The sequence below is a fragment of the Haloglomus halophilum genome, assembly GCF_024298885.1.
GTDB lineage: Archaea > Halobacteriota > Halobacteria > Halobacteriales > Haloarculaceae > Haloglomus > Haloglomus halophilum.
The window spans coordinates 731,385-743,336 of the sequence record NZ_CP101166.1; the positions used below are offsets into that span (position 1 = coordinate 731,385).

The following is an 11,952-nucleotide window of genomic DNA, read 5'->3' on the forward strand; positions in this document are numbered from 1 at the left end:
GGGCCAGGGTCCCGCCTCAGAGGAACAGGAAGACCCCGAAGGCGATGAGCACGAGCGCGATGCTGTACTTCAGGCCCGTCAGGACCGCATTGTCCGAGAGCTTCCCGGTGATGAGGCCAGTCCCGACGGCCTGGATGATGGCGGAGTGGAAGAACAGGGTGCGGTAGGCGTCGACCGCGCCCTGCGAGATGGTGACGGGACCGCTGTCGCCGGTCGTGAGGCCGCTCCCCGTGATGGGGCCGAGGAAGCTCTCGTTGATGATGACGATGACCGCGAGGTAGACGAGGAACCCGATGATGACGACCGCCGTGTACGAGGAGAGGGTCTGCTTGCGGTCGCGGGCGAGTCGGTAGCGGTGCCGGGTGTCCTCGGCGGCGATGTCGAGCACCCGGTGGAGGTCACCCGTCGAGCGCGACCCCTCGGCGAGGATCTTGCAGGTCCGGGTGAGCTGGGAGACCTGGAGCCGGTCGGCCAGCCCCAGCAGCGCCCGGCGGATGTCGTTGTTCCAGCGGATGTCGTTGCTGACACGCCGGAGTTCGAGGGCGAGGCGGCCGCTGAGGTTCCGGGCCACGAGGTCAAGCCCCTCGACGAGGCCGACACCCATCTGGTTCGCGCTGGCGAGGATGTCGAGCGCGTCGGGGAGCCGCCGGGAGATGGACTCCGAGCGGCGCCGCGCGAGCTCGTGGAAGAGCGACAGCGGCACCGAGACGAGGAGGAACGGGGCGATGAGGAGCAGCGCCGTCGTCGAGACGGGGGCGTCGATGAACGCGGCGGGCGTCGGGTCGGCCAGTCCCGCCGTCACGATACCGCCGAGCAGGACGAGCGCGAGCGGGACCGTCACGAGGAGCGTCGCGGGCGGATACTCCCGGAACACCGCGGTGGGGTCGGCCAGTCGGTCGCGCAGCCACGCACGCTCGCGGAGTCGTCGGAAGGTACCGAAGTGCGGGTGGGACCGGACGGCCTCGCTGGGGTCACTGGGCTCCCGGTCGTCCAGCTGGAGCTGGTGGTCCGGCTGCTTGTACGGCTCGGAGAGGACGGAGATGATGACGAGGAACGCGGTCATCCCGAGCGGGATGACGAGGTAGACGATGACGGCGAGCGGGATGGTCCCGACGTTGCCCAGCAGGCTCAGCATCATCATCGTCACCACGACGAACAGAGGGGCGGCGACGAACGCGACGACGAAGATCTCCGAGAGGGTGGCGAGCGCGTCCAGGAACGACTGCTGCTCGTCACGAGCCCGCTGCATGTACTTCTCGCTCTCGTCCTCGAGGAACACCGTCAGCTCCCCGCCCGAGTCCAGCACCGACAGCAGGTCGTCGAGGAACTGTTCGAGGTTGTCGCTGGGCGTGAGGTTCCGGGCGTTCCGGACCGCGGTGAACAGGTCGTTGCCGAACACGTCGACGTCCCGGACGATCATGTCGAACTCGTGGGCGACCTCGCCGTAGGTGTCGTCCGCGGCCGCCATCTGCCGCAGCACGGCGGTCATCTCCATCCCGCCGAACGACAGGGCGTACATGTAGACGATGGCGTGTGGGAGCGTGACATCGACGCTCCGGCGTCTGACCTCGACGACGGTCGAGGGGTAGTAGTACGCGCCGAGCCAGACGCCGCCGCCGGCCAGCAGGCCGACCGTCGTCACGGAGGTGACGGTCGCGATGACCAGCCGGTTGGCGGCGGCGGCCTCGGCGAGCCAGGTGGGGACGAACGACGGGGCCGAGATGCCCGCCAGCACGCCCGATTGCGCCAGCGCGACCACCAGCGCGAACCCCAGCAGCGCGCCGAGGATGCCCGCCGCCGCGGCGTAGGTCGCAGTCCGCGTGAGATAGATGTCGTAGGTGACGCCGAAGCGGCCCTGGTTGAGCCACTCCTGGAGCTTCCAGTGCCGTTCCGGGCGGGTCTTGAAGTAGGCCCTGACGGGCCCGAACTTCTCGCTCAGCACCCGCTCGCGGAACTCCTTCTCGACGGCCGACTCCGTCCCCGGAACGTACTGCTCGGCCTCGTACTCCGGGACGGGCGGGTGTTCGGCCGTCCCACCGTCGGAGGCGACATCGCCCGTCGCGGCGTCGGAGTCACCACCGTCGGGCCCTTCGGCCCGGTCGGTCACGACCCGTCACCCCGGTCGGCGGTCCCGTCGTCGGCGTCGCCGTCACCGTCGGTGTCCGCCGGTGGCTCGTCGGGAACGGCTGTGTCCTCCGGGTCCATCGCGGACGACCCCTCGACCCGGCCGCCGTTGGCCCGGGGCGGCTGGTCGGCATCGGCCCCGGAGAGTTCGCCGTCAGCGTCGGAATCGACTCGCTCCCACGGGTTCGGCGCGCCCGCGGGACGCGAGCCGGCCGCTCCCTCGGCGACGGCGCTGCTGGCCGCGCTCGCGCCCGCATCGATACCCCGGCTCTGGCCCGACATCCGGGAGTCCAGTTCCGCCAGCCCCTCCTCACCCGACCGGATGGCCTCCAGCACCCGCTCCTGGTCCTGCATGAAGGTGTGGATGACCCGAGCCACGTCCTCGTACCAGGTGATGTCGTTGTCGACGAGGTAGTTCAGCACCTCGACGCGCCGGTCGAGTTCCTGGTTGAGCTGTTTGTGGTCCCAGCCCCGGTCGTCGGCGATGTCGTCCAGCACCCGGGAGTCGAACATCTCGTTGTACGAGTCCTCGGCGGCGTCCCACTCGAACACGTCGTGTACCGAGACGTCGTCGACCTCGCCGCGCGAGAGGAGTTCGGTGACGCGGGCGTTCCGGCGGACCCGCTCGCCGTTCAGCATCACCTGCCGCTGGATGGAGACGATGTCGAGCTCCTTGACCATCTGTGTCGGTACCCCCAGCGGGTCGTTCTCGAGGCGGTTGATGACGCCCGTGACGGACTCGGAGTGGATGGTGGTGTAGGCGGTGTGACCGGTCGCCATCGCCTGGAAGAAGGTCAGGGCGACGTTGGCCTCGGTCCGGATCTCGCCCACGAGGATGTACTCGGGGCGCTGGCGGAGTGCGGTCTGGAGCTGCTCGTACATCGTCACCTCGCCCCGCCCCTCCTCCGTGACGGATTCGCGGGTGAGCGACTGGACCCAGTTGTCGTGGGGCAGCGAGATCTCGCGGGTGTCCTCGATGGAGACGATCTTCGACTTCTTGGGGATGAAGAAGGAGACGGCGTTCAGCGAGGTCGTCTTCCCGGAGCCGGTGCCGCCGGCGAAGACGAGCGAGCGGTTGTTCTCGATGGCCAACCAGAAGTAGGCCATCTGCTCGACGCTGAAGGTCCCCCAGTTGACGAGGTCGACCGGCGTATCCGGCACCGAGGAGAACTGCCGGATGGTGAAGTTCGGCCCGCGGGTCGCCACGTCACCGCCGAAGGTGAGCTGGACGCGGCTCCCGTCCGGGAGCGAGGCGTCGACCAGCGGGTTCGACACGGAGAGGTGCTTGCCGGCGCGCTGGGCCATCCGCGTGACGAACGACAGGAGGCCGTCGCGGTCGAACTGGACGTTCGTATCGAGGTCGCGGTGCTCGCGGTGGTAGACGAAGACGGGGACGTCCGCGCCGTCACAGGAGATGTCCTCGACCGCCTCGTCGCGCATGATGGGGTCGATACGCTCGTACTCCACGAAGTCGCGTTTGAGGTAGTAGAGGATCTTGTGCAGCGAGATCGGGTCCAGCGCCGCGGTGTGCTGGTCCATCAGCTCACGGGCCCGTCGGGCGAACGTGTCCGCCAGGTTCGCGCCCTCCGCGATGTCCTGGTACATCAGGCTGTCCCGGAGCACCTTCGACAGCTCGTCGAGGACGAACGCCTCGTACTCGTCGAGCATCGGCTCTGTGACCCGGTACCGGAGCTCGTTGGTCCCCTGCTCCTCGATGATGGAGACGTACGCGAAGGGTTCGTTCACCCAGTACCGCTCTATCTCGTCGTTGTGCTCCAGGTAGGAGAAGTCGAACAGTCGACGGTTGATGGCCTCGTCGTCGGGGGCCGGAAACTGCCCGTCCCCGTCGATGTCCCGGAAGTAGTCGAAGACATCGGCCAGGACCGAAGAGCGAGTCGGATGGTCACGAACCGCCTCCGGAACCGGTGGCATCTCCTGCAGCGACCGGGCCGCCTCCGAGGCGGGTCCCGACCCCGAGTCAGCACCGAGCCCACTGGACAGGCTCGCTCGGATCCCGACGACAGCTCCGGCGACCGTGTCGGCGACCGTCCGGAACGGGCCGTCCCCCGGGTCTCGGTTACTATCGCCCCCACGAGAGTTGTTATCATTGCCCCCCATTGCTAGGTGTGACTGACTGGAACACGAGTCATAAATGTTGTTGCCCGCCACGATTATTCCAAAGTTCCATATCGAAAAACAACTTGGATTGCCACTAGAGGATGATATCCGCGGCGGCGTTTCTGTGGTTGTTGGAGGCCGCGACGGAGCGGGGCCTCGGCGTGGGCAGGCGAGCAGGGCTCGCGACAGGGGCCGCGGCGTGGTCGGCCGAGCAGGGAGACCGCGCTCGCGGGGAGCGGACCGGGGGCGCCGCCCCGTGACCCCCGACCGGAATCCTTTCCTCGCCGTCGCTCCCGCCAACGGCCATGATACTCTCGGACGCGGACATCCTCCGCCGGCTGGAGGAGGGCGACCTCGTCGTCGAGCCGCTGGACGACATCGACCTGCAGGTCCAGCCCGCCAGCGTCGACCTCCGGCTGGGGCGGGAGTTCCTGGAGTTCCAGCGGACGAACATCCCCTGCATCCATCCGGGTAGCGAGGCCGAGACCGACGAGTACGTCGACGAGACCGTCGTGCCCGAGGACGGCGAGTTCATCCTCCACCCGGGTGACTTCGTCCTCGGGACGACGAAAGAGCGCGTGGAGGTACCGCCCGATCTCATCGCCCACGTTCAGGGCCGGTCCTCGCTGGGGCGACTCGCCGTCGTCATCCACGCGACGGCCGGGATTATCGACCCCGGGTACCGTGGGCAGATCACTCTCGAGCTGTCGAACCTCGGGACCGCACCGGTCGCACTGACGCCGGGAATGCGCATCTCGCAGGTGCTGTTCACGGAACTCTCCTCGCCAGCCGACCGCCCCTACGGGAGCGAGCGCGGATCGAAGTACCAGGACCAGGCCGGGCCGCAGGCGTCTCGCGTCGGCTCGGACACCGAGTTCGGTGGTGACCAATGAGGCCCGACCGTGCCGTGGCCGCGTCTCGGCACCGAACGATGGCGTTCGGTGGTGACCAGTAACCGATGAAGTTCGTCGAGGAGGTCGTGGTCGAGGAGTTCCTGCCGACGTACCGGTCGCTGCTGGCGGCGGACCTTCGGGACCGTGGCCTCACACAGAGCGAGGTCGCCGACCTGCTGGGTATCAGCCAGAGCGCCGTCTCGAAGTACGCCACCGGCGCGGTCGAGGTGAACGACCGCGTGGCGGACGACGACCGCGTTCGCGACCTCGTCGGGCGGGTCGGGTCCGGCCTCGCGAACGGGGAGCTGTCACCGGTCGGCGCGCTGGCCGAGGCGGAGGTGCTGGTCCGCCAGCTCGAACAGGGCGACCTGCTGGCGAAGCTCCACGAGGAGGCGTTCCCGCCGCTCGCGGAGTACGAGGGGAGTTTCGACGTGCACGACCCCGAGTCCGGGCTCCGGGCGAGCGAGCGCGTCCTGTCGTCGGTCCGGAGCGGCCTGCGGACGCTGGAGGAATCGCCCGCCTTCACGACGCTCGTCCCGGCCGTCGGCTCGAACCTGGTCGAGGCGCTCCCCGAGGCCACCCGCGTCGAGGACGTGGCCGCCGTTCCCGGGCGCATCCTCGACGTGAAGGGGCACGCGGCGGTCCCGGCGGAGCCGGAGTTCGGCGTCTCCGTCTACGTCGCGAGCGTGCTGCTCGCGGCGCGACGCGCTGGGCACGCCGCCCGTGCGGCGTGCAACGTCCGCTACACGCCGGCCATCGTCGAGTCGATCGAGGACCTCGGCTACGAGACGGCCGAGTTCGACGCCGTCGGCGAGGCCGAACGGGCGGGCACCGCGGACGAGACGGACGATGATCTCGACGCGGCCATCGCCGAGGCGCTCGCCGACACCCCCGATGCGGACGCACTCTACCAGACCGGCGGGTTCGGCGTCGAACCCATCGTCTACGTCCTCGGGCCGGACGCCGCGACCGTCGCCGACAGCGTCCGGGACCTGGCCGAGGCCCGATGAGCGGGCGCGGCGTCGCCGAGTTCTACGGCGACAACGCCGCGCTGTACGACCGCATCGCGACGCTCCCGCCCGTCGGCCGGTGGCGCGCCCGGGCGGTCGCAGCACTCGACCTCGCCCCGGGCGACACGGTCGTCGAGATGGGCTGTGGGACGGGCGCGAACCTGCCGTACCTCCGGCGCGCGGTCGGCCCCGGCGGCCGCGTGGTCGGCGTCGACCTGACCGGGCCGCTGCTCGCGCGGGCCCGGGACCGGGTCGCCCGCGAGGGATGGACCAACGTCCACGTCGTGCAGGGCGACGCGACGAGTCCGCCCGTCACCGCCCCCGACGCGCTGCTGGCGACGTTCGTCGTCGGGCTGCTCGACGACCCCGCGACCGCCGTCGAGGACTGGTGTGCCCTCGTGGCGGGTGGCCCCGGCGACGGCACGGGCGGCCGCGTCGCGCTGGTCGACGCGACCGCCAGCGAGCACCCCGCTGGCCGGTTCCTGAACCCGGCGTTCCGCGCGTTCGTGGCCGCCGGGGCTCCCTCGTCGTCGGCAGAGGACGTGGCCCGCGCGCTCGTCCCGGGAAGCGACCTCGACGGACCGCTCTCGGAGCGTGTACGCGCGTCACGGCGGACGCTCACGGCACGGTCACGGGCGCGGCGCTACGAGACGATGGGGCTGGGGTTCGTGGGCGTGCTGTCCGGGCAGGTCTGAGTCCCCCCGCGCTGGACAGCTCAGTCGTCGGCCGGCGCCGGCGCCGTCGACACGTCGGGCGCATCGACGCCGAGCTCGTCGAGCGCGGCCTGCGCGGCGCGCTTCCCCGAGAGGAGCATCGCGCCGAACGTCGGGCCCATCCGCGGGAGGCCGTGCGCGGTCGCGACCGCCATCCCGCTCGCGACGAGGCCGGGGTGGACGACCCCCGTGTGCTCGACGACGGCGTCCTCGGACTCGGCGACGTGCATGGAATCGTGGCCGGGCGAGTCGTGGCCGGGCGCGCCGTACGACTCCGCGTCCGTGTTGTCCATCCCCGTCGCGCGTTCCTCGGCCTCGGCGATGCCCGCCACGTCGAGGACGCCGCGCTCGTGGAGCTTCGAGAGCGCGACGGCCTCGTGGCCCGTCGCGTCGATGACGAGGTCGGACTCCACGGCGACCGGGTCGACACACGTTATCTCGCGGGGGAGCGCGTGGACCGGCGTCCAGTTCATCACGACGCCGCCGACGCGGTGGCCCTCGCGGCCGTCGGCCGCTGCGGTGTCATCATCCCGGACGACGAGGTCGGTGAACTCGGTCATGTTCTGGACGTTGACGCCCGCGTCGCATGCGGCCTTAATGAGGCCCGAACACGCCTCGGGCCCGCTCGCGACGTGGAGCCCCTCGGCCTCGTCGGTCGGGGAGTGGTCGACATCGAGGCTGTCGAGGACGCGGTCGGCCGGCTCGCGCACCGTCACCTTGTTCATCAGGAAGCCGCCCAGCCAGAAGCCGCCGCCGAGGTAGTTGTTCTTCTCCAGCAGCATCACGTCGACGCCGCGCTCGGCGAGTTCCTTGCCCGCCATCAGTCCCGAGGGCCCGCCGCCGACGATGATGACATCACTCTCCGTGAACTCCATGAACTCCTCGTGCCACTCGCCGGCGATGGCGCGGGTGACCTGTGCCTCGCTCGCGTCGCTGAAGCCGTCGAACTGCTCCGTGTTCTGCATACCACCCTAGAATATTATCCAGTGGTTGAAAGTCGTTGGGGTCCGGGGAACCATCCAGGCGGAACCGGGAGTGCCGCCGCTATCGAAACGGGTTCCACGGGAGACAGGTCGCCGCCCTCAGTTCAGGTCGCCGCTCCGGATGGCGTCCTCGGCCGCCGCCAGCGCCGCGTCGCGGTCGAACGCCGCGACGATGTCGCGCAGTTCCGCCTCGGAGGACCCCTGCAGGCTGCGGGCGTGTTCGGTGATGTTCGGGACCGCCCGGATGACGTTGTCCACGATGGGGACGCTCGCGGACTGGGCCGACCGCGACAGCGGGTTCAGGTCGATGACGAGTTCCGTCTTCCCCATCGCGGCCAGCGCCTCGGCGCGGTCGCCGTCCTCCAGCGGGACGAGCACCACGTCGGCGCTCCCGATGCCGTCGGCATCGACCTTCGCGCGCTCGTGGTCGAGCCCGGGGATGCGCCCGTCCGCCTCCAGCCCGAGCACCTCCTCGGCGCCGTGCTCGCGGAGGTGGTCAGCGATGCGCTCCATCCGCTCGCGGGTGCGGTTGAACAGGTTCACCTCGATCTCCGCGCCGGTCGCCTCGGCGAGTTCGACCACCTCGCCGGGGCAGAGCGCCGCCACGTTCCCGTTGACGGAGATGACCGCCTGCTCCGCGAGGAGGAAGTGTGCGGCGGCGGCGCGCTCGGCCTCGTCGGCCGACGGGATGGTGCGCTCACCGAGGAGGTAGTCGTACGCCTCGCCCCGTCCCTGTGCGATGAGTCCCTGCCGGGAGGTGATACCCTTCTCGACGCCTGCCTCGATGCGGTGGCGGGTCAGCAGCGACTCGTACCGCGGGTGGCTCTCCGGCACGTCGACCTCGGTCATACACGGACTACCGGCACCGTGGGTCAAAAGGGGTGCGCCGCAGTTCTGCGCCCCACTCCCTCATCACGTGGCCTCTTCGTTCACTCCTCGGGCACTGCACCGACGGGCCGCCGCCCCGTCTCGTGGTCCGACCACTCGCGGAGCGCCTCCAGCGTGGCCTCGATATCGGCGTAGGTCTCCTCCAGTTCGTGGACGTTCCGGCCCGAGGACAGCGTGTCGGCATCGAGATTGTGGACGACGTTGCCGTAGTGGGCGACCTGGTTGCGGAGTTCCCGGATGTCGTGGAGCGCGGCGGCGGCGGCCTCGCCGTCCTCGAACGGGAGGCGCTCGACGGCGGCGTCCTCCTCGCGGACGCACTGGGTGAGCTGCCAGAAGGTGGTGTAGTCGATCTCCCGCAGCTGCAGGTCCGAGCCGGCGTGGGCCTCGTACTCCTCGAGGACGGCGTCGTACTCGGTCTCCTCGCCGTGGCCCTCGCGCTGGAGCATCGAGAGCGCGCCGGCCCAGGAGGTCTCGGCGTCCAGCAGGTCGCGGAGGCGCATCTCCAGCTCGCCGACCCGGGTGTAGAGGAAGGCGTGGGCGGCGGGCTTGTTCAGGTCCGCGCGGGTGACGATGCCCTCGACGCGGCCGTGCCAGCCGACGAAGTAGAACGGTCGGTCCTCCAGTTCGCGCAGGAGCCCCTCGAACCCCAGGTCCGGCGCGACGAGGTCGTCCAGCCCGAAGCGCTCGGCGTGCTCGTAGACGGGGTCGTCGATGGCCTCTGCGGAGGCGTCGGCGAGGCCCTGGCGCGTGACGTACATGAACGGCGGCTCGTCGCGGGCCAGCGGCGCCGCCGTGTACCCCTTCTCGTCGAGCCACTCGCGGACGTCCGCGACGGTGGCCGCGGGGTGGACCTCCTGGGGGTCCTCGGTCATCAACTCGCGGACGGTCACGCGCTCCTGGTCGCCGAACATTGGGGTGGAACTGTCGGCATCGGCGGAAAGTCGTTCTGGCCGAACAGGTCCGGTCGGAGCAGCCGGACAGCCGTCCGCCCTGACCCGACATTCAGGCGTCTCAGGGCCGAATACACGGAAATACCTCCGTGCTTCGACGGCAGTACGACTTTACCACAGTGTACTGCCGGTGGCTGTATATGAGGGACGGAGCGAGGGGTCAGGACGGCGCATCGGGCGGCATCAGCAGGCGCGGCGTACTGCGGCGCGCGACCGCGGCCGCTGCGGCCACGACGGCGCTGGGGACCGGAGTAGCCGCGGGGGACCCCCAGACGCCACCGGACGGGCGCGTCCACGGCGACGACTTCGAGGAGACGGAGTGGGGCTACGTCAAGTCCGACTACGAGTCACCCACCGGCGAGGACCGTCCGGTCGTGGTGACTGCCGACGGCTACACGCAGGGGTCGCCGACCCACTACCTCCGGATGCGTGACGGCGCGCTGGTCGCGGTGACGGTGACGAAGGAGGACCACGTCTGGCGGGCGCCGCCCGGACTCCCCGACGAGTACGTCTGTGCCCACCTCAGCCTCCGCGGGACGGGCTGTTCGGGTGGGACCTTCGACCTCTACAGTCAGACGCAGGCGCTCGACGGCTACGAGACGGTAGAGTGGCTGGCCGACCGTGAGTGGAGTCTCGACCGCGTCGGGCTGTACGGCGGCTCGTACTCCGGGTTCACGGCCTTCTTCATCGCCGCGACGCAGCCGCCGTCGCTGGCCGCGGTGAGCGCGAACATGCTCACGGCGGACCTCTACCGGGGCGTCGTCTTCCCCGGTGGCGTGCCGAACACGGTGTTCCCGAGTTTCTGGGCGCTCGGCCGGCGACCGTCCTCGGACTACCAGTCCGCGGCCGAGGGGGCTCAGGCACAGGACGAGATCTGCATGCAGAATATCACGACCCGCGGCCAGCACAACCCGACCCACGAGGAGGCCACGTGGTACGCCCACCGGACCGACGACGCACTGTGGCGGTCGCGCTCGCTGATCACCTACGCCGAGAAGGTGGAGGTCCCGACCTACATCGCCAACGCCTGGCAGGACGAGCAGACCGGGCCCCGAGGCGGCCCGGAACTGTTCGACGCCATCTCGCCGGCGCCCGCGTCGCCGCCGGGAGAGCCCGGTCCGACGCCGGGCGAGGACCACCCGTCCGAGGGACGCGGTCCGCCGACGGCAGCGCAGCGCAATCTGGCAGCCCACGACGAGCCGAAGCTCCTGCGTGGCACCAACGGTGTGCACTCGACGGCCTTCTCCGTCGCCGACGACGACGCCGCCCGCTGGTTCGAGTACTGGCTCCGCGGGAAGGAGACGGGCATCATGGACGAGTCACCGGTCGAGTTCCACGTCAACCGTGGCACGGACTCCGAGGCGACGCTCGGCTTCGACGGGTATCCGGTCCCCGAGTCGGACTGGACGCGTTACTACCTCCGCGAGGGGGAGGCGCTCTCGACGACGGCGCCCGGTGACGAGGCTCCGGACCGCTACGTCACCGGGAGTCCGCGTCAGAGCTGGTTCTTCGAGGCCCCCGAGGCCGGGAGTCGGCCGGCGATGGCCGAGGGGCCGGACGTGCTGACCTACACCTCGGAGGCGGTCGAGGAGCCGCGGATCGTCGCCGGACCCATCACGGCCACCCTGTACATCGAGACGACCGCGCCGGAGATGGACCTGTTCGTCCGCATCGCCGACCGGAACGCCGAGACGGGGCAGATAACCCCACTCCAGCGTGGCCTACTCCGGGCCAGCCACCGCGAACTCGACGAGGACCGGACGCTGTACAACCACGCCGGTGACATCGTCCGGCCGTACCGGCCACACACGAACCCCGAGCCGGTGACGCCGGGCGAGGTGACCCGCTACGACGTGGAGGTGTTCCCGCTGGGGCACGTCCTCTACCCCGGCCACCGGCTCGTCGTCCGGGTCCACACGCCGCCGGCGACCGACGGCCTGTCGGGCTACGAGCCCTCGCGGGCGCCCGGCGTCAACACCGTCTATCACGACAGCGAACACCCTTCGAGCGTGCTGTTTCCGATGGTCGACTGGCCCGAGGACCAGCCGCTCCCCCCGGAACCGGCCTGTGGCGGACCCGATGGCTACCGCTGTCTGGACGGGTACGCCGACCCCGCAGGCACCGGGAGCGGCCTGCCGGACGCCCCCGCTGGCACGCTCGGCAGCGGCCCCACGGGCACGCTCGACGGCGCTGACCGGTAATTCAGCCCGTTCGTGCCTTCAACGCCCCTGCATCGGCGGCAGCAGGCCGATACTGGAGTACCGGGACGGAGG

The 11,952-nt window shown here is 70.2% G+C and carries 9 protein-coding genes; 4 read left to right on the forward strand and 5 right to left on the reverse strand.

Features of this window, described 5'->3' with window-relative positions; all coding sequences use genetic code 11:
- Positions 1-16: 16 nt before the first annotated feature.
- Complete coding sequence (locus NL114_RS03740; RefSeq protein ID WP_254823458.1) at positions 17-2,107, reverse strand: type II secretion system F family protein; 2,091 nt, start codon at positions 2,105-2,107, stop codon at positions 17-19.
- Positions 2,104-4,242, reverse strand: coding sequence for a type II/IV secretion system ATPase subunit (locus NL114_RS03745; RefSeq protein WP_254823459.1), 2,139 nt, complete (start codon positions 4,240-4,242; stop codon positions 2,104-2,106). The genes NL114_RS03740 and NL114_RS03745 overlap by 4 nt, the downstream gene beginning before the upstream one ends.
- A gap of 305 nt (positions 4,243-4,547) precedes the next feature.
- Here NL114_RS03745 and dcd point away from each other — a divergent pair, with 305 nt between their 5' ends.
- From dcd to NL114_RS03760, 3 genes are all read left to right on the forward strand, one after another.
- Positions 4,548-5,135, forward strand: coding sequence for a dCTP deaminase (gene dcd, locus NL114_RS03750; protein ID WP_254823460.1), 588 nt, complete (start codon positions 4,548-4,550; stop codon positions 5,133-5,135).
- Between the two features lie 65 nt (positions 5,136-5,200).
- On the forward strand, positions 5,201-6,145 hold the full coding sequence (locus tag NL114_RS03755; protein WP_254823461.1) for a thiamine-phosphate synthase family protein: 945 nt from the start codon (positions 5,201-5,203) through the stop codon (positions 6,143-6,145).
- Positions 6,142-6,840: a class I SAM-dependent methyltransferase gene (locus NL114_RS03760; protein WP_254823462.1), complete on the forward strand. Its 699-nt coding sequence runs from the start codon at positions 6,142-6,144 to the stop codon at positions 6,838-6,840. The genes NL114_RS03755 and NL114_RS03760 overlap by 4 nt, the downstream gene beginning before the upstream one ends.
- Before the next feature lie 20 nt (positions 6,841-6,860).
- Here NL114_RS03760 and NL114_RS03765 read toward each other — a convergent pair whose 3' ends face one another.
- From NL114_RS03765 to NL114_RS03775, 3 genes are all read right to left on the reverse strand, one after another.
- Positions 6,861-7,823 (reverse strand): sulfide-dependent adenosine diphosphate thiazole synthase, encoded by a 963-nt coding sequence (locus NL114_RS03765; protein WP_254823463.1) that lies wholly within the window; start codon positions 7,821-7,823, stop codon positions 6,861-6,863.
- A 117-nt stretch (positions 7,824-7,940) separates the two neighbouring features.
- Complete coding sequence (locus NL114_RS03770) at positions 7,941-8,690, reverse strand: 4-phosphopantoate--beta-alanine ligase (protein WP_254823464.1); 750 nt, start codon at positions 8,688-8,690, stop codon at positions 7,941-7,943.
- A gap of 80 nt (positions 8,691-8,770) precedes the next feature.
- Positions 8,771-9,640 (reverse strand): hypothetical protein, encoded by an 870-nt coding sequence (locus NL114_RS03775; RefSeq protein ID WP_254823465.1) that lies wholly within the window; start codon positions 9,638-9,640, stop codon positions 8,771-8,773.
- 179 nt (positions 9,641-9,819) lie between these two features.
- Here NL114_RS03775 and NL114_RS03780 point away from each other — a divergent pair, with 179 nt between their 5' ends.
- Positions 9,820-11,880 (forward strand): CocE/NonD family hydrolase, encoded by a 2,061-nt coding sequence (locus NL114_RS03780; protein WP_254823466.1) that lies wholly within the window; start codon positions 9,820-9,822, stop codon positions 11,878-11,880.
- The last annotated feature ends 72 nt before the right edge of the window (positions 11,881-11,952 follow it).